The sequence below is a fragment of the Serratia sp. EWG9 genome, from assembly GCF_019913725.1.
In the GTDB taxonomy this organism is placed as follows: domain Bacteria; phylum Pseudomonadota; class Gammaproteobacteria; order Enterobacterales; family Enterobacteriaceae; genus Serratia; species Serratia ureilytica.
The window spans coordinates 100,138-118,605 of record NZ_JADNRO010000007.1 but is presented as its reverse complement, the minus strand read 5'-3'; the positions used below and the strand labels follow the sequence as shown (position 1 = coordinate 118,605).

The window sequence follows — 18,468 nt, the reverse complement described above, 5'->3', positions numbered from 1 at the left end:
GGTTAACTATTTCAGGAGTAACAATGGCAGATAAGAACCTCAGATTTCTGGTTGTGGACGACTTCTCCACCATGCGCCGCATCGTCAGAAATTTGCTGAAAGAGCTGGGCTTCAACAACGTCGAAGAAGCTGAAGACGGCGCGGATGCGCTGAACAAGCTGCGCGCCGGCGGTTTCGACTTCGTGGTGTCCGACTGGAACATGCCGAACATGGACGGGCTCGAACTGTTGCAGACCATCCGCGCCGATAGCGCGCTGGCCGCGATGCCGGTACTGATGGTGACGGCGGAAGCCAAGAAAGAAAATATCATCGCGGCGGCGCAGGCCGGCGCCAGCGGTTATGTAGTGAAACCTTTTACGGCGGCGACGCTGGAAGAAAAGCTCAACAAGATTTTTGAAAAATTGGGCATGTAAGGAGAGGGCGATGAGAGACATTCCAATGCCTGCCAGCGATGCAGCGACCGCGGGAGAGATCATCTCCCGCATCGGCCAACTGACCCGAATGCTGCGCGACAGCATGCGCGAACTGGGGCTCGATCAGGCGATTGCCCAGGCGGCAGAGGCGATCCCGGATGCGCGCGACCGTCTTGACTATGTCGTAACCATGACGGCGCAGGCGGCGGAACGGGCGTTGAACTGCGTGGAGGCGGCGCAACCGCGCCAGGCGGAGCTGGAGTCCGGCGCCAACGCGTTGAAAGGGCGCTGGGACGAGTGGTTCGCCAATCCCATCGAACTGGACGACGCGCGTTCTCTGGTCAACGACACGCGTCAGTATCTGGATCAGGTGCCGGGCCATACGGCCTTCACCAACGCTCAGCTGCTGGAAATCATGATGGCGCAGGACTTCCAGGATCTAACCGGTCAGGTGATCAAGCGCATGATGGACGTGGTGCAGGAGATCGAAAAGCAGCTGCTGATGGTGCTGATGGAAAACATGCCGGAGCAGCCGGTGAAGGAAAAACGGCCGAACGACAGCCTGCTGAACGGCCCGCAGCTCGACCAGAACGGCGTCGGCGTGATCGCCAACCAGGCGCAGGTCGACGATCTGCTCGACAGCCTCGGTTTCTGAGGCCTTTCGGGGCGCGCGACGGCGCGCCCCGAAAGTTGCGCAGCGTCGCGCAAAGATTTGAGTATATAGCGTTGCTATATACACTGTGGTGATTATAATTTGTACTCCAGTTAAAGGAGGTCGCCATGACGTTAGGTTCTGTCTTTACCAATAATCGGACGCAGGCCGTGCGCTTGCCTGCAGAGGTGCGTTTCCCCGATACCGTTTCTAAAGTGACCGTCCGCGTGGTGGGCAAAGAGCGCATTCTTGCGCCGGTGGAGAATACCTGGGACAGTTTCTTCTGCGCGGAAAATGAGGTGAGCGATGACTTCCTCAATGAACGTGCCGGGCAACACCAGCGTGAGCGGGAAGCGTTTTGATGTTCAGCCATATGCTGGACACCAATATTGTTATCTATGTCATCAAGCGCCGGCCTCTGGAAGTGCTGGAGGTGTTCAATCGCTATGCGGGCAAAATGGTCATTTCGTCGGTCACCTATGGCGAATTGGTTCACGGAGTGGAGAAAAGCTCGCGTCCGGCGGTGAACGCCAGAGTGGTTGAGGATTTTGTCTCCCGATTGGACATTCTCGATTACGGCGCTAAAGCGGCTTCGCACTACGGCAACATTCGGGCTGCGCTGGAACGCCAGGGAACTCCTATTGGCGTAAACGATCTGCATATCGCCGGGCATGCGCGCAGCGAAGGATTGATCCTGGTGACCAATAATCGACGCGAATTTGAGCGCGTTGAGGGGTTGCGGCTGGAAAATTGGTTGTAACGTCTCCCTGATGGTCTCATCCCCTAAATAACCCGCCTTTTTCCCCGTTGTTCCGCCAATGACATCGCCAATTTTTTGGCATGCTGACCGCCATTCTTTACCCTCCCGACACAGGAACGGCGTTTCGTGGCTGAAGACAGCGATCTGGAAAAAAGCGAGGCCCCCACGCCCCACAGGCTGGAGAAGGCGCGTGAAGACGGCCAGATCCCGCGCTCGCGCGAGCTGACCTCGGTACTGATGCTGCTCTCGGGCCTCGCGATTATCCTGATGTCCGGCAGCAACATGGCGCAACAGCTGGCGGCGATGCTCACGCAAGGTCTGAACTTCGATCACGGCATGGTCAGCAACGATAAACAGATGCTGCGCCAATTGGGCATGTTGCTGCGCCAGGCGGTGCTGGCGCTGCTGCCGATCATGGCGGGGCTGGTGCTGGTGGCGCTCGCCGCACCGATGTTGCTGGGGGGCATTTTGTTCAGCGGCAAGTCGATCAAGTTCGATATGAAGCGGCTGAACCCGCTATCCGGGTTGAAGCGCATCTTTTCTACCCAGGTGCTGGCCGAGCTGCTGAAAGGGATCCTGAAAGCGACGCTGGTCGGTTGGGTGACCGGCCTCTATCTGTGGCACAACTGGGCGGCGATGCTGCATCTGATGACTCAGCAGCCGCTCGATGCGCTGGGCAACGCGCTGCAGATGATTCTGTTCTGCGGCTTTCTGGTGGTGCTGGGATTGACGCCGATGGTGGCGTTCGACGTGTTTTATCAGCTGTGGAGCCACTTCAAAAAGCTGAAGATGACCAAGCAGGATATTCGCGACGAGTTCAAAGACCAGGAAGGGGACCCGCATGTGAAGGGGCGCATTCGTCAGCAGCAGCGGGCGATCGCCCGGCGCCGCATGATGGCCGATGTGCCCAAGGCGGACGTGATCGTCACCAACCCGACGCACTACGCCGTCGCGTTGCAGTACAACGACAAGAAAATGAGTGCGCCGAAAGTGCTGGCCAAAGGGGCCGGCGAAATCGCCTTGCGCATTCGCGAACTCGGTGCGGAGCACCGCATTCCGATGCTGGAGGCGCCGCCGCTGGCGCGCGCGCTGTATCGGCACAGCGAGATCGGACAACATATTCCGGCCACCCTGTATGCCGCGGTCGCCGAAGTGCTGGCCTGGGTGTACCAACTGCGCCGCTGGCGGCGCGAGGGCGGCCTGATCCCGAAAAAACCTGAACGTTTACCGGTGCCGGAAGCACTGGATTTTGCGAGAGAGAGTGACTCTGATGGCTAATTTGGCCTCCCTGCTTCGTTTGCCGGGCAATTTTAAAGATACGCAGTGGCAGGTGCTGGCCGGCCCGGTGCTGATCCTGCTGATTTTGTCGATGATGGTGTTGCCGCTGCCGGCGTTTATCCTCGACCTGCTGTTTACCTTCAACATCGCGCTGTCGATCATGGTGTTGCTGGTGGCGATGTTCACCCAGCGCACGCTCGAGTTCGCCGCTTTCCCGACCATCCTGCTGTTTTCCACATTGCTGCGTTTGTCGCTCAACGTCGCCTCGACGCGCATCATCTTGCTGGAAGGCCATACCGGTTCCGCCGCCGCCGGGCGCGTGGTGGAAGCCTTCGGCCACTTCCTGGTGGGCGGCAACTTCGCCATCGGCATCGTGGTGTTCATCATCCTGGTGCTGATCAACTTTATGGTCATCACCAAAGGTGCAGGGCGTATCGCCGAAGTGGGCGCGCGCTTCGTGCTGGACGGCATGCCGGGTAAACAGATGGCGATTGACGCCGATTTGAACGCCGGATTGATTGGTGAAGACGAAGCGAAGAAACGCCGCGCCGAAGTGACCCAGGAGGCCGATTTTTACGGCTCGATGGACGGCGCCAGTAAATTCGTGCGCGGCGACGCCATCGCCGGCCTGATGATCATGGTGCTGAACGTGGTCGGCGGCCTGCTGGTCGGCGTGGTGCAACACGGCATGGAACTGGGGGCGGCGGCGGAAAGCTATACGCTGCTGACCATCGGTGACGGCCTGGTGGCGCAGATCCCGGCATTGGTGATCTCCACCGCCGCCGGTGTCATCGTCACTCGCGTCGCGACCGATCAGGATGTCGGCGAGCAGATGGTGGGCCAGCTGTTCAACAATCCGCGCGTGATGCTGCTGAGTGCCGGGGTGCTGGGCCTGCTGGGCCTGGTGCCGGGCATGCCGAACCTGGTGTTCCTGCTGTTTACCGCGGCTCTGCTGGGCCTCGCCTGGTGGCTGCGCGGCCGTGAACAACAGGCGCCGAAAACGGTGGAAGATCCGGTGATGCCGGAGAATCCGCAGGCCGCCGAGGCCAGCTGGGCCGACGTGCAGTTGGAAGATCCGCTGGGGATGGAAGTGGGCTACCGGTTGATTCCGATGGTCGATTTTCAACAGAACGGCGAGCTGCTTGGGCGTATCCGCGGGATCCGCAAGAAATTCGCCCAGGACATGGGTTATCTGCCGCCGGTGGTGCACATTCGCGACAACCTGGAACTGCCGCCAGCCAGCTATCGCATCCTGATGAAAGGCGTCGAGATCGGCAGCGGTGAAGCGCAGCCGGGCCGCTGGCTGGCGATCAACCCCGGCAATGCCGTGGGCGAGCTGGCGGGAGACAAAACCGTCGATCCCGCCTTCGGACTGGAAGCGGTGTGGATAGACAGCGCCTTGCGCGAACAGGCGCAAATCCAGGGCTTTACCGTGGTGGAAGCCAGCACCGTGGTGGCGACGCACCTCAATCACCTGATTGGCCAGTTCGCCAGCGAGCTGTTCGGCCGCCAGGAGACCAACAGCTGTTGGATCGCGTGTCGCAGGAGATGCCGAAGCTGACCGAAGACTTCGTGCCGGGCGTAGTGTCACTGACGACGCTGCACAAGGTGCTGCAAAATCTGCTCGCCGAGCGCGTGTCCATCCGCGATATGCGCACCATCGTCGAAACGCTGGCGGAACATGCCCCGGCGCAGAGCGATCCTTACGAATTGACCACCGTGGTGCGGGTGGCGCTGGGCCGGGCGATCACGCAGCAGTGGTTCCCGGGCAACGGCGAGATTCAGGTTATCGGCTTGGATACCCAGCTGGAGCGCCTGTTGCTGCAGGCGTTGCAGGGCGGAGGCGGTCTGGAGCCGGGGCTGGCTGACCGTCTGCTGGAGCAGGCGCGTCAGGCGCTGCAACGGCAAGAGATGCTCAGCGCGCCGCCGGTGCTGTTGGTTAACCATGCGCTGCGTCCTTTACTGGCGCGCTTCCTGCGTCGCAGCCTGCCGCAGCTCGTGGTGCTGTCCAACCTGGAGATCAACGACGATCGCCAGATTCGCATGACCTCGACCATTGGAGCCGCCTGATGAAACGCTGTCTGTCCTTGTTGTGTTTGCTGGCGCCGCTAGCCGCCGGCGCGGTGTCCGGCTCCTGGGTGGCTGAAGGGGCGGGGGTCACGCTGGAACAGGGCGGGATGCGCGATGAATCCGCCGGTTTGCGGCCGCCGAACGCGCTGCCGGATGCCAATGCGCGCATCACCAGCGTCAGCTGGCGCTACCGTTTGCTGGGGCCGGAGCCCGTGGGGCTGCAGGCCCAGCTTTGCACGGTAAACCGCTGCATTCCGCTCGGCGGCGGCAGCGGCAGCAGCATCGGTCTGCAGGGCGAGCCGGCCAATGCGGAATTGCGTTTTGTCTATTACGTGCAGTCGCAAGGCGGGCTGAATCCGCCGCTGCGAGTGATTGGCAATCAGGTGATCGTCAATTATCAGTAAGATCAGGCCAGAATTTGCAGGCCGTTGCGTTCCACCAGCGTCAGCAGTTTCATCGCGGCGGAGTTCGGCTGTGCTTCGCCGCGCTCCCATTTCTGCACCGCCTTTTTGCTGACGTTGAGATACAGCGCAAACACCGGCTGACTGACGTTTTCCCGTTCGCGCAACGCGCGGATCTCGGCCGGCCCGAACTGCTTCACCGGCCGCAGGCACAGCATGTCGAAAGTGCGCATGGTCACGTCGTCGACGAAACCGGCGCGGTGCAGGCCCTGAACTTCCTGGTGGATCTCGGCAAGAATTTTACTCATCGCTTAGCCTCCGTAACTCCCTGTTGTTGACCAGTTGGTAGAGTCTGAATGGCGAATAATCCAGATACAGCGCAGCCAGATGTTTCAATCCCTGTAACTCATCCGCACTGATGTTTTCTCTCTCGCTTTTGGCAAAGCCGCGCATAAAAAACAGGCGGTCTTCATCGCGAAAAACGATCAGTACCCGATAGCCGCCACGTTTGCCCGCACCAGCCCGAGCGATGCGCTTTTTGTATACGCAACCGCCAAGATTGGCGTCGTACAGCTGATGTTGCATCTCTCGCGCCGCTTTCACTATCGTGGCGTCGCTAATGCGCTCGCGTGCGGCAAAACCCTGAAAGGTTTTGGTGAGATAATGTCGACCATTCGCTCTCCCTGCGAATCTATACCCGTTAAGGGTATATTTCAAGTGGTTTAAAAATAACCACAGGGTGACAAGCGGCCAAAGGGAAAGAAACAGCCAAATTCACGCCATGCGCAGCCTGGCGCAAAGTCTTAAGTGAATTCAAAGAGTGATAGGGAGAAAATGCGACGGGATGCGCAGAAGCCGGTTAACGCATGCCCGGTGATAGGCTCACCGGGCGAAATGAGTCAGGTCAGACGCCGATTTTTCTGCCGAGCAGGCTGCCGGCGTGCGACTGGCCGTCCGGGCCATACAGCGATTTGTTGTTTTTGCTGAGGATGGCCAGCGCCTGAGCGTTATGGTCGATCTGCTGATTGAGCAGCAGGCCGTTGTGCTGGTTCTTTTCGCGCAGCGTTTGGCTCAGCAATTGAACGCGCTGCCAACGGTCGGCCAGGGGGGCGTGGCTGGCATAGGGCGCGCGTTGCCCGCAGGTTTTTTCCTGCCCCAGGCGCTGTTGCTCGAGGTAGGCGACCGTCGCCAGCAGTTGGCTTTTGGCATCGGTTACGCGCTGCAAGGCCACGCCCGGCAGCTGGCCGGAGCATAACAGATCGTGCTCTTCTTCCAGCACGCCATTGAGCGCCTGCAGCGTTTCCAACAGTTTGTCCAGCAGTTGTGCCAGCTTTTCCATAGTGATGACTTATCCTTTACCGCTACCCGCCGCCGCGTTGTCAGTCGCGTCCGGCGATCCATTGAACATCGCTCTGCGCGTCTTGCAGCAGTGCGTCGGCGATTTTGCCGGCGTCCATCTTCAGTTCACCGTTGCGGATCGCCTGCTTGATGGCCTCGACCCGGCCCATATCGATATCCTGGGTGCCCGGCTGCATCAGGCGCGCCTGCGCCTCGCTCAGTTTGACCTGCGTACCGCTGACGGCGGTTTCGGCCACGGCGGCCTTACGCGGCTGGAGCGGGTTGTCGGCCGGGGTTTCACGCGGTTGCACAGTGGAAACCGGCTGTAACCGCTGGGTGCGATCGATACTCATGGTCCATCTCCGTTTACGCCGTGACCGCTCTCGGGCGACGACGCTGCAATGAAAGTGTTGCGGCCCTGATGGCCAATAAAATGCTGCTTGATTTGTCTTATCGGCAAGGTTTGCGGAACCTTTACTTTTTTATAACGTAATGCGAATCGCGCCGTCGTCCCCGACCACGCCGCTGACGATTTGCCCGGACGCCATGCGCACGCGCACGCTGTCTTCGGCGGCGGCGTTGTTCATCGCCTTGCCCGCGCCGCTAATGCTGAATCCTTCGCCCTGTGCATTGACCTGCACCGGTTGCCCGGCCTTGATAATCCAGGCCCGGCGCAGCATGGCGAGGGTCAGCGGCTGGCCGGGGCTGATGTTGCGCAGGCTGACGGCGCCTAACGCTTTGCCCGCTTCGGTCAGCGCGCGCGGCGGCAGGGTATCGAGCCGACCTTCTTTCAACGTCAGGTCCGCCGCCGTCAACCGGCTGCCGGCGGTGATGCCGCGCGCCGAAACGAGATAGCGGCCGAACACCTGCACCTGCGTCTGGATAAAACGCCGCTCCTGGCCACAGCGCGCCGAAATGCTGACGTTGCCGCCGATCCGCGCGTTGGGCGGCAGCGACAGCTGCGGCAGTTCGCAAGCGGGCCATTGGTTCGGCGGCGTGCGCACCCGCACTTTTACCTGCACCGGTTCGCCGCTGAACTTGCCTTGGATGAAGCTTTCGATTTGCGTCGCCAGATCGTCGGCGCGCGCGTTCAGACTGCACAGCAGGCCGATAAGCAGCAGCATTTTACCTTTCATCGTCATCTTCTCAAGCTTCATCGGGATACGCGTAAGTGTACCCGCAGCGCGCGCAGGCTAAGCAGATAAATAGCGCCCCATTTTGCGTTTATTCCCGCGATAGGGTAGCGCGGGGGGCGTTTATGCTGTCGACTCCAAATTCTAACCTCGCGGAGGGAGCATGCTCGACAAACTGGACGCGGCTCTGCGCTTTGGCCAAGAGGCGCTGAACTTGCGCGCCCAGCGGCAGGAAATTCTGGCCGCCAACATCGCCAACGCAGACACACCGGGTTATCAGGCGCGGGATATCGATTTCGCCAGCCAATTGAACAAAGTGATGGAGCAGGGGCGCGTCAGCGGCAACGGCATGGCGCTCAACCTGACGGCGGCGCGCCATATCCCGGCGCAGACCCTGCAGCCGCCGCAGCTCGATCTGCTGTTCCGGGTGCCGGATCAGCCGTCGATGGACGGCAACACGGTGGACATGGATCGCGAACGCACCAACTTTGCCGATAACAGCCTGAAATATCAGACCGACCTGACGCTGCTCAACGGTCAGATCAAAGGGATGATGTCCGTACTGCAACAAGGATAAGGCACATGTCTTTACTGAATATTTTTGATATCTCCGGCTCGGCGTTATCGGCGCAATCCCAGCGCATGAACGTCAGCGCCAGCAACATGGCCAACGCCGACAGCGTGACCGGCCCGGACGGCGAACCTTACCGCGCCAAGCAGGTGGTGTTCCAGGTCGCGGCGGCGCCGGGACAGCCGACCGGCGGCGTGCGCGTTGCCCAGGTGGTGGACGATCCGGCGCCCGAGCGTCTGGTGTATCAGCCGGGCAACCCGCTGGCGGACGCCAAGGGGTATGTGCGCATGCCGAACGTCGACGTAGTGGGGGAAATGGTCAACACCATCTCCGCTTCCCGCAGCTATCAGGCCAACGTCGAGGTGCTTAACACCACCAAGTCGATGATGATGAAAACCCTGACGCTGGGTCAGTAACCGGAGGTTCCCATGGCTATCGCCGCAACCACGAACGAGTCGTTGGACAACACCGTCATCGGTAACAACAGCAAAAATACCAACAGCCAGGATCTGCACAACAGCTTCCTGACGCTGCTGGTGGCGCAGTTGAAAAACCAGGATCCGACCAATCCGATGCAGAACAACGAACTGACCTCGCAGCTGGCGCAGATCAACACCGTTCAGGGCATCGAAAAACTCAACACCACGCTGGGGTCGATCTCCGGCCAGATCAACAGCAATCAGTCGCTGCAGGCCACCGCGCTGATCGGCCACGGCGTGATGGTGCCGGGCAGCAACATTCTGGTCGGCAGCAAGGACGGCAAAGTCAGCACCACGCCGTTCGGCGTGGAACTGGAGCGCGCCGCCGACCAGGTAACCGCCACCATCACCAACGCCAGCGGGCAGGTGGTGCGCACCATCGAAATCGGCGGTCTGACCGCCGGCGTACATGCCTTCACCTGGGACGGTTCGCTGGATGACGGCTCCACCGCGCCCGACGGCGCCTACAAAGTGGCGATTAACGCCAAAGGCAACGGCGAGCAGTTGGTGGCGCGCAGCCTGCACTTCGGCCTGGTGAACGGCGTGATCCGCGACGGCAACGGCGCCAAGCTGGATCTCGGTCTGGCGGGCAACGCCACCCTGGAAGACGTGCGACAGATCTTATAACCCTAAGCATCAGGCTCAATCGGACGATAGCCTGACCACTATTCGGAGAATAACATGGCTTTTTCTCAGGCAGTCAGCGGCTTGAACGCGGCAGCAACCAACCTGGACGTGATCGGTAACAACATCGCCAACTCCGCGACTGCGGGCTTCAAATCCGGCAGCGTCTCCTTTGCCGACATGTTCGCCGGTTCACAGGTCGGTCTGGGCGTTAAAGTGTCCGGCATCACCCAGAACTTCAAGGGCGGCACCACCACCGGCACCAGCCGTTCATTGGATGTGGCCATCAACGGCAACGGCTTTTTCCGCATGCAGGATAAAGACGGCGGCATCTTCTATACCCGCAACGGCCAGTTCAAGCTGGACGAGAACCGCAATCTGACCAACATGCAGGGTCTGCAGCTGACCGGCTATCCGGCGGCCGGCTCCCCGCCGACCATTCAGCAGGGCGCCAACCCGGTGCCGCTGAGCATTCCTGAAGGCATGATGAACGCGAAAGCGTCCACTTCCGGCCAGATGGTCGCCAACCTGATGTCGACCCATAAGGTGCCGGAAAACAAGACCTTCGATCCGACCAAACAGGACAGCTACAACTATACCAATACCATCACCGCCTACGACTCGCTGGGTAACGCGCACAACATCAACGCTTACTTCGTGAAGACCGAAGACAATAAATGGCAGGTCTACACCCAGGACGGCAGCGCAGCGCCAGTGAACGCCGGCACCATGGAGTTCAGCACCAGCGGTACCCTGGTGAAAACCACCAGCACCAACGGCGCGCCGGGCGAGTTCAGCATGGTGATCCCGATGACCGCCAAAGACGGCGCGCCGGCGCAAAACTTCACCCTGAGCTTCGCCGGCAGCATGCAGCAGAACGTGAGCAGCGACTCGGTGAGCAAGGTATCGCAGGACGGTTATGCCGCCGGTGAATACACGGGCTATCAGATCAACAACGACGGCACCATCGTGGGCGTCTACTCCAACCAGCAAACCCAGCTGTTGGGCCAGATCGTCATGGCTAACTTCTCCAACCCGGAAGGACTGGCGTCGCAGGGCGATAACGTTTGGCAGGAAACCGGCGCGTCCGGCCAGCCGCGCGTCGGTCTTGCGGGCGGCGGCGGCTTAGGCAAGCTGACCAGCGGCGCGCTGGAGTCTTCCAACGTCGATCTGAGCCAGGAGCTGGTGAACATGATCGTCGCACAGCGTAACTATCAGTCCAACGCCCAGACCATCAAGACGCAGGACTCCATTCTGCAGACGTTGGTTAGCCTGCGCTAATAGGGTCGAGTTATGGATCACGCGATTTATACCGCGATGGGCGCGGCTCGCCAAACGCTGGAGCAGCAGTCCATTACCGCCAACAACCTGGCCAACGCGTCGACGCCGGGCTTTCGCGCCCAGCTCGCCGCGCTGCGCGCGGTGCCGGTTGACGGGCCGAGCCTGGCGACGCGCACATTGGTGGCCGCGTCGACGCCGGGCGCTGACATGAGCCAGGGGGCGCTGAACTATACGGCGCGCCCGCTGGATGTGGCGCTGCAGCAGGACGGTTTCCTGGCGGTGAGCCTGCCGGGCGGCGGTGAAGCCTACACCCGCAACGGCAACATCCAGATCTCCTCCACCGGGCAGTTGACGGTGCAGGGGCTGCCGGTGATGGGCGATGGGGGGCCGATCGAGGTGCCGCCGTCGGCGGAGATCACCATCGCCGCCGACGGCACCATTTCAGCGCTGAACGCCGGCGATCCGCCGAACACCATCGCGCAGATCGGCCGCCTGAAGCTGGTGAAAGCCGACGCGCGTGAAGTGATGCGCGGTGACGACGGGCTGTTCCGCCTGACGCCGGAAACCCAACAGCTGCGCGGCAATCAGTTGCAAAACGATCCGCAGGTGCGGGTGATGCCCGGGGTGCTGGAAGGCAGCAACGTCAAGCCGATGGAGACCATGGTAGACATGATCGCCAACGCCCGCCGTTTTGAAATGCAAATGAAGGTCATCCACAGCGTGGATGAAAACGAACAGCGTGCCAACTCACTGCTCTCAGTGAGCTAAGCAGCAAGGAAATAACCGATGATTCCATCCTTATGGATTGCCAAAACCGGTCTGGACGCGCAGCAGACCAACATGGACGTGATCGCCAACAACCTGGCGAACGTCAGCACCAACGGCTTCAAACGCCAGCGTGCGGTATTTGAAGATCTGCTGTACCAGACCATGCGTCAGCCGGGGGCGCAGTCCTCCGAGCAGACCACGCTGCCTTCCGGTCTGCAGATCGGCACCGGCGTGCGTCCGGTGGCGACCGAGCGGCTGCACAGCCAGGGCAACCTGTCACAGACCAACAACAGCAAAGACGTCGCCATCAAGGGGCAGGGGTTCTTCCAGGTGATGTTGCCGGACGGCACCCAGGCCTACACGCGCGACGGCTCGTTCCAGATCGATCAGAACGGCCAGTTGGTCACCTCCAGCGGTTTCCAGGTGCAGCCGGCGATCACCATTCCGGCTAACGCGCTGTCCATCACCGTCGGCCGCGACGGCATCGTCAGCGTCACCCAGCAGGGGCAAACCGCCGCCCAGCAGGTGGGTCAACTGACGCTGACGACCTTTGTCAACGACAGCGGTCTGGAGAGCGTGGGCGAGAACCTGTATCAGGAAACCGAAAGCTCGGGCGCGCCGAACGAGAGCACGCCGGGGCTGAACGGCGCCGGTCTGCTGTATCAGGGCTACGTGGAGACCTCCAACGTTAACGTGGCGGAAGAGCTGGTCAACATGATCCAGACTCAGCGCGCTTACGAGATCAACAGCAAAGCGGTATCGACTTCCGATCAGATGCTGCAAAAGCTGACGCAACTGTAATCTGTCATTGACGGGCCCGGCTTGCCGCGCCCGTCATTCTCTTTCGTGAAACAAAGGCGATACCCGTGGTAACCACATATTCGATGGCAATCCTGCCGCGGCAGGGACAACGCTGGCTGGCGGGAATGGTGATGCTGACGCTGAGCGGCTGCGCTTATATTCCGCATAAACCGCTGGTGGACGGTGCGACCACGGCGCAGCCCGCGCCGGCCAGCGCGCCGATGCCGAACGGCTCGATCTTCCAGACGGTGCAGCCGATGAACTACGGCTATCAGCCGCTGTTCGAAGACCGCCGTCCGCGCAACGTCGGCGACACCCTGACCATCGTGCTGCAGGAAAACGTCAGCGCCAGCAAGAGCTCCTCCGCCAATGCCAGCCGCAACGGCGCCAGCAAGTTCGGCGTCGCCACCTCGCCGCGTTACCTTGACGGCCTGTTGGGCAATGCGCGCGCCGATATGGACATTTCCGGCGACAGCACCTTCGGCGGCAAGGGCGGGGCCAACGCCAACAACACCTTCAACGGCACCATTACGGTGACGGTCAACCAGGTGCTGGCCAACGGCAACCTGCACGTGGTGGGGGAAAAGCAGATCGCCATCAACCAGGGCACCGAATTCATTCGTTTCTCCGGCGTCGTCAACCCGCGCACCATCAGCGGCAACAACTCGGTCACCTCGACGCAGGTGGCGGACGCGCGGATCGAATACGTCGGCAATGGCTATATCAACGAAGCGCAGACCATGGGCTGGCTGCAGCGCTTCTTCTTAAATGTTTCACCGTTCTAAGGATTGACTGATGCTGAAAAAATGGTTTATCGCGCTGTGCGTCGGGCTGGTGTGCTTGCCGGCGGCGGCGGAGCGCATCCGCGATCTGGTGACGGTGCAGGGCGTGCGAGACAACGCCCTGATCGGCTATGGCCTGGTGGTGGGGCTGGACGGCTCCGGCGACCAGACCATGCAGACGCCGTTCACCACCCAAAGCCTGAGCAACATGCTGTCGCAGCTGGGCATCACCGTGCCGCCGGGCACCAACATGCAGCTGAAAAACGTGGCGGCGGTGATGGTGACCGCCAAACTGCCGCCGTTCTCGCGCGCCGGGCAGAACATCGACGTGGTGGTCTCATCAATGGGCAACGCCAAGAGCCTGCGCGGCGGCACCCTGCTGATGACGCCGCTGAAAGGCGTGGATAACCAGGTCTATGCGCTGGCGCAGGGCAACGTGCTGGTCGGCGGCGCGGGCGCGGCGGCCGGCGGCAGCAGCGTGCAGGTCAACCAACTGGCGGGCGGGCGCATCAGCAACGGCGCCACCATCGAGCGCGAGCTGCCGACCACCTTCGGCAGCGGCGGCGTACTCAACCTGCAGCTGAACGACGAAGACTTCACGCTGGCGCAGCAGATCAGCGACGCCATCAACCGCCAACGCGGCGGCGGCACCGCGACGCCGCTCGACGCCCGTACGATCCAGGTGCTGGTGCCGCAGGGCAACAGCTCTCAGGTGCGCTTCCTGGCGGAGATTCAAAACATCACCGTCAACGTCGGCGCAATGGACGCCAAAGTGATCATCAACTCGCGCACCGGGTCGGTGGTGATGAACCGCGATGTGATCCTCGATTCCTGCGCCGTCGCCCAGGGCAACCTGTCGGTGGTGGTCGATCGGCAAAATACCGTCAGCCAACCGACGACGCCGTTCGGCGGCGGCCAAACGGTGGTGACGCCAAACACCCAGATTTCGGTGCAACAGCAGGGCGGGTCGCTGCAGAAGGTGAACGCCAGCGCCAACCTGAACAACGTCATTCGCGCGCTGAACGCGCTGGGCGCCACGCCGATCGATCTGATGTCGATCCTGCAGGCGATGCAGAGCGCCGGCTGCCTGCGCGCCAAGCTGGAAATCATCTGATGGCGGGCGATCTGATGGCGATGTCGGGCGCGGCCTATGACGCCCAGGCGCTGAACGGCCTGAAGCGCGACGCGGCGGCCGACCCGCAGGGCAACCTCAAGCAGGTGGCCCAGCAGGTGGAAGGCATGTTCGTGCAGATGATGCTGAAAAGCATGCGTTCCGCCTTGCCGCAGGACGGGGTGTTGAGCAGCGATCAAACGCGGCTCTATACCTCGATGTACGATCAGCAAATCGCCCAGCAGATGTCGCAAAAAGGGCTGGGGCTGGCCGACATGATGGTCAAGCAGATGAGCAACGCCAACGCGGTGCCGAGCGAAACTGCGGGCATGTCGCCGATGGCGCTGGACAACGAGGTGCTGCAAACGCTGCCGAACCAGGCGCTGGAGCAGATGGTGCGCCGCGCGATGCCGAAAGCCCCGCCGGCCGCCGCGCCGCTGTCGCTCAACAACGGCAACTTCGTCGCTCGTCTGTCGATACCGGCGAAGGTCGCCAGCCAGCAGAGCGGCATTCCGCATCAGCTGATCGTCGCGCAGGCGGCGCTGGAATCCGGCTGGGGGCAGCGCGAGATCCCAACCTCAGACGGCACGCCGAGCTACAACCTGTTCGGCATCAAGGCCGGCGGCAGCTGGAGCGGGCCGGTGACGGAGATCACCACCACCGAGTTCGAACAGGGCGCGGCGAAGAAGGTGAAGGCGAAGTTCCGCGTTTACGGGTCGTACGTCGAAGCGATCGCCGATTACGTCAAACTGCTGACCAACAACCCGCGCTACGCCGACGTGGCCGCCGCGCGCAGCCCGGAGCAGGCGGCGCATGCGCTGCAGCGCGCCGGGTACGCCACCGATCCCCAGTACGCCAGCAAGTTGGTCAGCGTGATTCAGCAGATGAAGAGCGCGGGGGAACAGGCGGTGAAAGCTTACACCCACGATCTGAAAGATTTGTTCTAAATCCCCGTCATTCTTGACGCCGCTGCGGCGCCAATTATTTAGGGGGTAGGCGGCAATGGAGGCTCGCTGGATGCTGACCGCATTGCCGCTTTTTTTCCTCAAGTTCTTCTCATTTTTGCCGATAACCGAAACAGGCTGAGCGAACAGGCTCAGCAGCTCAATTAAGAACCCTGTGGGCCACCGGCGCCGCAGCATAAGGAATTCCGATGTCCAATAGCTTAATCAATACCGCGATGAGCGGGCTGAATGCGGCTCAGGTGGCGCTCAGTACCGTCAGCAACAACATCTCCAACTACAACGTGGCGGGCTACAACCGTCAGACCGCGATCCTGGCGCAGAACGGCGGCATGGCCACCATGAGCGGCTTTATCGGCAACGGCGTGACCGTCACCAGCGTTAACCGCGAGTACAACCAGTTCATCACCAACCAGCTGCGCGGCGCGCAAAGCGCGTTCGGGGCGCAAAACGCCTATTACGAGAAGATTTCGCAGATCGACAACCTGTTGGCGAGCAAGACCAACCCGCTGTCGACCAACATGCAGGATTTCTTTACCAACCTGCAGAACCTGGTGAGCAACGCCGGTGACGACGCCGCGCGCCAGACGGTGCTGGGCAAGGCCAACGGCCTGGTGAACCAGTTCAACAACACCGACAAATTCCTGCGCGACATGGACAACGGCGTCAATCAGCAGATCAGCGATACGGCGCAGCAGATCAACAGCTACGGCCAACAGATCGCCAAGCTGAACGACGAGATCACCCGTTTGCGCGGCAGCGCCGGCGGCGAACCGAATGCGTTGCTGGATCAGCGCGATCAGCTGGTCACCGAATTGAACCAGCTGGTGGGCGTACAGGTCACGCAACAGGACGGCGACGCCTATACCGTTTCCTTCGCCAACGGTTTGACCCTGGTGCAGGGCAGCAATACGTATCAGGTGGAAGCCGTGCCTTCCAGCAGCGATCCTTCCCGTCTGACCATCGGCTATAACCGCGGCAACGGCGCCAGCGAAGTGCCGGAAGGCCAGATCACCAGCGGCACGCTGAGCGGCGTGCTGAAATTCCGCAGCGAAACGCTGGACGGCGTGCGCAATCAGCTGGGCCAGTTGGCGCTGGCGATGGCGGACAGCTTTAACCAACAGCATCGCGCCGGCTTCGATCTGAACGGTGACGCGGGCGGCGACTTCTTCAGCTTCAGCGGCGGCCGAGTGGTGGATAACACCCGCAACACCGGCGACGCGTCGCTGTCGGTCTCTTACACCGATACCGGCAAGGTGAAGGCCAACGATTATCGCGTCGAGTTCGACGGCAGCAACTGGCAGGTCAGCCGCCTGCCGGACAACGTGAAAGTTAACGCGACGCCGGGCACCAGCGCCGACGGTAAACCGACGCTGAACTTCGACGGGTTGGAAGTGAGCATCGACGGCAATGCTCAGGCCAAAGACAGCTTCACCGTGAAACCGGTCAGCGACGTGGCGGGCAACCTGAAAGTGGCCATCACCGATTCGTCCAAGATCGCCGCCGCCGGTAAAGACGACAGCGGCCGCGGCGATAACGAGAACGCCAAGAAACTGCTGGATCTGCAAACCAAAAACCTGGTGGACGGCAAAGCGACCCTGAGCGGCGCTTACGCCGGCATCGTCAGCGGCGTCGGCAACCAGACCGCCGCCGCCAAGGCCATCGCCACGTCGCAGGCCAAAATCGTCACCCAGCTGGGCGCGCAACAGCAGTCGATGTCCGGCGTCAACCTTGACGAAGAGTACGGTGAACTGCTGCGTTTCCAGCAGTACTACATGGCCAACGCGCAGGTGATTCAGACCGCCAGCTCGCTGTTCGACGCGCTGCTGAACATTCGTTGATTTCATTGTTAATCGGCGCCGATAACGGCGCCGGTCGCTCAGAGTAAGGAACCCACAGCATGCGCATGAGTACCGGCATGATGTACCAACAAAACATGAACGGCATCACGGGCAACCAGTCGCTGTTCATGAAGGCCGCCGAGCAGCTTTCCTCCGGCAAGCGAGTGATCAACCCGTCCGACGATCCGTTGGCGGCGTCGCGCGCGGTGATGCTGTCGCAGTCGCAGGCGGAAAACAGTCAATACACGCTGGCGCGCACCTTCGCCCGTCAGAACGTGTCGATGGAAGAAACGGTATTGGCCGGCGCGACCTCCACCATCGCGGACATGAAGGCGTTGATCGTCAACGCCGGCGGCACCGAAAGCGATAACGATCGCCAGTCGCTGGCCACCCAGCTGCAGGGGTTGAAAGATCAGCTGCTGAACCAGGCCAACAGCACCGACGGCAACGGCCGCTATATGTTCGGCGGGTATGTGAACGACAAGGCGCCGTTCGTCGACAACGGCGGCACCGTCAGTTACCAGGGCGGCGACAAGACGGTTGAGCAGAAAGTGGACGCTAACCGCACCATGACCATCGGCCATACCGGCAACGCGGTGTTCATGTCGTTGACCAGCAATCCGAAGCCCGAGCCGGACGGCAGCGCGCCGGTCAGCAACGTATTCGAGAGCATCGATATTGCGCTGAACGCGCTGAAAACCCCGCTGCAGGGCGCCGACGAGGCCACCAAGCAGCAGGTGAACGATGCGCTGGCGAAAGCCAACCGCGGTCTGGACAACTCCTACAACAACGTGCTGAGCGTGCGCGCCGAGCTGGGCAGCCAGCTGCAGGAGATGGATCAGTTGGACAGCATCGGTAAAGAGCGTGACATGACCAATCAGATCCAGATGAGCGCGCTGACGGATGCCGACCTGGCCGAGTCTATCTCGTCCTACTTCATGCAGCAGGCGGCGCTGCAGGCGTCGTACAAAACCTTCAGCGATATGCAGGGCATGTCGTTGTTCCAGATGAATCGTTAAGAGCAATACCCCGTTGCCTGACCGCGACGGGTTTCCCTTTAGTGCGCTTAGAAAACGCCTTCTCCGCCCCGCGGGGAGGGAGGCTTCTTGAAACCGGGCGCACTCGTTTGGCGCGTCGCTCGTTCTCCCACTACTGACTGAGTGACGCGCCTTTTTTTCATCAGGGAAGAAATAATACGATTGT

The 18,468-nt window shown here is 61.2% G+C and carries 22 protein-coding genes and 1 pseudogene; 18 read left to right on the top strand and 5 right to left on the bottom strand.

Translation table 11 applies throughout. From position 1 onward, the window contains the following. Positions 1-23: 23 nt before the first annotated feature. From cheY to ITX55_RS16610, 7 genes and pseudogenes are all read left to right on the top strand, one after another. Positions 24-413: a chemotaxis response regulator CheY gene (gene cheY, locus ITX55_RS16640; protein ID WP_004934862.1), complete on the top strand. Its 390-nt coding sequence runs from the start codon at positions 24-26 to the stop codon at positions 411-413. A gap of 10 nt (positions 414-423) precedes the next feature. Beyond that, positions 424-1,068, top strand: a complete 645-nt coding sequence (cheZ, locus tag ITX55_RS16635; protein WP_004934858.1) for a protein phosphatase CheZ — start codon at positions 424-426, stop codon at positions 1,066-1,068. A gap of 125 nt (positions 1,069-1,193) precedes the next feature. Next, positions 1,194-1,427, top strand: coding sequence for a type II toxin-antitoxin system VapB family antitoxin (gene vapB, locus ITX55_RS16630; protein WP_046896588.1), 234 nt, complete (start codon positions 1,194-1,196; stop codon positions 1,425-1,427). Next, on the top strand, positions 1,427-1,825 hold the full coding sequence (locus tag ITX55_RS16625; RefSeq protein ID WP_197752059.1) for a type II toxin-antitoxin system VapC family toxin: 399 nt from the start codon (positions 1,427-1,429) through the stop codon (positions 1,823-1,825). Before vapB ends, ITX55_RS16625 begins: the two co-directional genes overlap by 1 nt. Positions 1,826-1,951: 126 nt before the next feature. After that, positions 1,952-3,103: a flagellar biosynthesis protein FlhB gene (flhB, locus tag ITX55_RS16620; RefSeq protein ID WP_004934847.1), complete on the top strand. Its 1,152-nt coding sequence runs from the start codon at positions 1,952-1,954 to the stop codon at positions 3,101-3,103. Beyond that, positions 3,096-5,173: pseudogene (gene flhA / locus ITX55_RS16615) on the top strand (flagellar biosynthesis protein FlhA). The gene flhB and the pseudogene flhA overlap by 8 nt, the downstream one beginning before the upstream one ends. After that, positions 5,173-5,577: a flagellar protein FlhE gene (locus tag ITX55_RS16610; protein WP_033643530.1), complete on the top strand. Its 405-nt coding sequence runs from the start codon at positions 5,173-5,175 to the stop codon at positions 5,575-5,577. The pseudogene flhA and the gene ITX55_RS16610 overlap by 1 nt, the downstream one beginning before the upstream one ends. Before the next feature lie 2 nt (positions 5,578-5,579). On the opposite strand, the gene ITX55_RS16605 is transcribed toward ITX55_RS16610, so the two are convergent. From ITX55_RS16605 to flgA, 5 genes are all read right to left on the bottom strand, one after another. Further along, positions 5,580-5,882 (bottom strand): DNA-binding transcriptional regulator, encoded by a 303-nt coding sequence (locus tag ITX55_RS16605; protein ID WP_015378258.1) that lies wholly within the window; start codon positions 5,880-5,882, stop codon positions 5,580-5,582. Next, positions 5,875-6,291: a type II toxin-antitoxin system RelE/ParE family toxin gene (locus ITX55_RS16600; protein ID WP_089191936.1), complete on the bottom strand. Its 417-nt coding sequence runs from the start codon at positions 6,289-6,291 to the stop codon at positions 5,875-5,877. Before ITX55_RS16600 ends, ITX55_RS16605 begins: the two co-directional genes overlap by 8 nt. A 187-nt stretch (positions 6,292-6,478) precedes the next feature. After that, positions 6,479-6,913: a flagella synthesis protein FlgN gene (locus ITX55_RS16595; protein ID WP_033650863.1), complete on the bottom strand. Its 435-nt coding sequence runs from the start codon at positions 6,911-6,913 to the stop codon at positions 6,479-6,481. Positions 6,914-6,953: 40 nt separating this feature from the next. Then, entirely contained in the window at positions 6,954-7,265 is a 312-nt protein-coding gene (gene flgM, locus ITX55_RS16590) for a flagellar biosynthesis anti-sigma factor FlgM (protein WP_004934832.1), read from the bottom strand. 129 nt (positions 7,266-7,394) lie between these two features. Continuing rightward, positions 7,395-8,048, bottom strand: a complete 654-nt coding sequence (gene flgA / locus ITX55_RS16585) for a flagellar basal body P-ring formation chaperone FlgA (protein WP_033650864.1) — start codon at positions 8,046-8,048, stop codon at positions 7,395-7,397. 160 nt (positions 8,049-8,208) lie between these two features. Between flgA and flgB the strand changes: the two genes are divergently transcribed. The 11 genes from flgB (at position 8,209) to flgL (ending at position 18,284) form a co-directional block, all read left to right on the top strand. Further along, positions 8,209-8,622 carry a flagellar basal body rod protein FlgB gene (gene flgB / locus ITX55_RS16580; RefSeq protein ID WP_033643526.1) on the top strand — a complete coding sequence of 138 codons (414 nt, stop codon included), beginning with the start codon at positions 8,209-8,211 and terminating at the stop codon, positions 8,620-8,622. A gap of 5 nt (positions 8,623-8,627) precedes the next feature. Beyond that, positions 8,628-9,032 (top strand): flagellar basal body rod protein FlgC, encoded by a 405-nt coding sequence (gene flgC, locus ITX55_RS16575; RefSeq protein ID WP_004934826.1) that lies wholly within the window; start codon positions 8,628-8,630, stop codon positions 9,030-9,032. Positions 9,033-9,044: 12 nt separating this feature from the next. Beyond that, positions 9,045-9,722, top strand: coding sequence for a flagellar hook assembly protein FlgD (flgD, locus tag ITX55_RS16570; protein WP_046896594.1), 678 nt, complete (start codon positions 9,045-9,047; stop codon positions 9,720-9,722). A 54-nt stretch (positions 9,723-9,776) separates the two neighbouring features. Continuing rightward, positions 9,777-11,000 (top strand): flagellar hook protein FlgE, encoded by a 1,224-nt coding sequence (flgE, locus tag ITX55_RS16565; RefSeq protein ID WP_033643522.1) that lies wholly within the window; start codon positions 9,777-9,779, stop codon positions 10,998-11,000. 12 nt (positions 11,001-11,012) lie between these two features. Continuing rightward, positions 11,013-11,768 (top strand): flagellar basal body rod protein FlgF, encoded by a 756-nt coding sequence (locus tag ITX55_RS16560; RefSeq protein ID WP_033643521.1) that lies wholly within the window; start codon positions 11,013-11,015, stop codon positions 11,766-11,768. Positions 11,769-11,786: 18 nt separating this feature from the next. Then, entirely contained in the window at positions 11,787-12,569 is a 783-nt protein-coding gene (flgG, locus tag ITX55_RS16555; protein ID WP_004934819.1) for a flagellar basal-body rod protein FlgG, read from the top strand. Positions 12,570-12,652: 83 nt separating this feature from the next. Beyond that, a complete protein-coding gene (gene flgH, locus ITX55_RS16550; RefSeq protein ID WP_004934817.1) occupies positions 12,653-13,354 on the top strand; it encodes a flagellar basal body L-ring protein FlgH in 702 nt (233 codons plus the stop codon). 10 nt (positions 13,355-13,364) lie between these two features. Further along, the gene (locus ITX55_RS16545) at positions 13,365-14,465 is read left to right on the top strand and encodes a flagellar basal body P-ring protein FlgI (RefSeq protein WP_004934816.1); all 1,101 of its coding nucleotides are present in this window, start codon (positions 13,365-13,367) and stop codon (positions 14,463-14,465) included. Then, entirely contained in the window at positions 14,465-15,409 is a 945-nt protein-coding gene (flgJ, locus tag ITX55_RS16540) for a flagellar assembly peptidoglycan hydrolase FlgJ (RefSeq protein WP_033643520.1), read from the top strand. The genes ITX55_RS16545 and flgJ overlap by 1 nt, the downstream gene beginning before the upstream one ends. A 206-nt stretch (positions 15,410-15,615) precedes the next feature. Next, positions 15,616-17,265, top strand: a complete 1,650-nt coding sequence (flgK, locus tag ITX55_RS16535; RefSeq protein ID WP_033643519.1) for a flagellar hook-associated protein FlgK — start codon at positions 15,616-15,618, stop codon at positions 17,263-17,265. 59 nt (positions 17,266-17,324) lie between these two features. Continuing rightward, positions 17,325-18,284: a flagellar hook-associated protein FlgL gene (gene flgL / locus ITX55_RS16530; protein ID WP_033643518.1), complete on the top strand. Its 960-nt coding sequence runs from the start codon at positions 17,325-17,327 to the stop codon at positions 18,282-18,284. The last annotated feature ends 184 nt before the right edge of the window (positions 18,285-18,468 follow it).

Coding starts and splice junctions, on each gene's coding strand:
- cheY (WP_004934862.1), top strand. CDS start 24: ATGGCAGATAAGAACCTCAGATTTCTGGTTGTGGACGACTTCTCCACC.
- cheZ (WP_004934858.1), top strand. CDS start 424: ATGAGAGACATTCCAATGCCTGCCAGCGATGCAGCGACCGCGGGAGAG.
- vapB (WP_046896588.1), top strand. CDS start 1,194: ATGACGTTAGGTTCTGTCTTTACCAATAATCGGACGCAGGCCGTGCGC.
- ITX55_RS16625 (WP_197752059.1), top strand. CDS start 1,427: ATGTTCAGCCATATGCTGGACACCAATATTGTTATCTATGTCATCAAG.
- ITX55_RS16610 (WP_033643530.1), top strand. CDS start 5,173: ATGAAACGCTGTCTGTCCTTGTTGTGTTTGCTGGCGCCGCTAGCCGCC.
- ITX55_RS16605 (WP_015378258.1), bottom strand. CDS start 5,882: ATGAGTAAAATTCTTGCCGAGATCCACCAGGAAGTTCAGGGCCTGCAC.
- ITX55_RS16595 (WP_033650863.1), bottom strand. CDS start 6,913: ATGGAAAAGCTGGCACAACTGCTGGACAAACTGTTGGAAACGCTGCAG.
- flgM (WP_004934832.1), bottom strand. CDS start 7,265: ATGAGTATCGATCGCACCCAGCGGTTACAGCCGGTTTCCACTGTGCAA.
- flgA (WP_033650864.1), bottom strand. CDS start 8,048: ATGAAAGGTAAAATGCTGCTGCTTATCGGCCTGCTGTGCAGTCTGAAC.
- flgB (WP_033643526.1), top strand. CDS start 8,209: ATGCTCGACAAACTGGACGCGGCTCTGCGCTTTGGCCAAGAGGCGCTG.
- flgC (WP_004934826.1), top strand. CDS start 8,628: ATGTCTTTACTGAATATTTTTGATATCTCCGGCTCGGCGTTATCGGCG.
- flgD (WP_046896594.1), top strand. CDS start 9,045: ATGGCTATCGCCGCAACCACGAACGAGTCGTTGGACAACACCGTCATC.
- flgE (WP_033643522.1), top strand. CDS start 9,777: ATGGCTTTTTCTCAGGCAGTCAGCGGCTTGAACGCGGCAGCAACCAAC.
- ITX55_RS16560 (WP_033643521.1), top strand. CDS start 11,013: ATGGATCACGCGATTTATACCGCGATGGGCGCGGCTCGCCAAACGCTG.
- flgG (WP_004934819.1), top strand. CDS start 11,787: ATGATTCCATCCTTATGGATTGCCAAAACCGGTCTGGACGCGCAGCAG.
- flgH (WP_004934817.1), top strand. CDS start 12,653: ATGGCAATCCTGCCGCGGCAGGGACAACGCTGGCTGGCGGGAATGGTG.
- ITX55_RS16545 (WP_004934816.1), top strand. CDS start 13,365: ATGCTGAAAAAATGGTTTATCGCGCTGTGCGTCGGGCTGGTGTGCTTG.
- flgJ (WP_033643520.1), top strand. CDS start 14,465: ATGGCGGGCGATCTGATGGCGATGTCGGGCGCGGCCTATGACGCCCAG.
- flgK (WP_033643519.1), top strand. CDS start 15,616: ATGTCCAATAGCTTAATCAATACCGCGATGAGCGGGCTGAATGCGGCT.
- flgL (WP_033643518.1), top strand. CDS start 17,325: ATGCGCATGAGTACCGGCATGATGTACCAACAAAACATGAACGGCATC.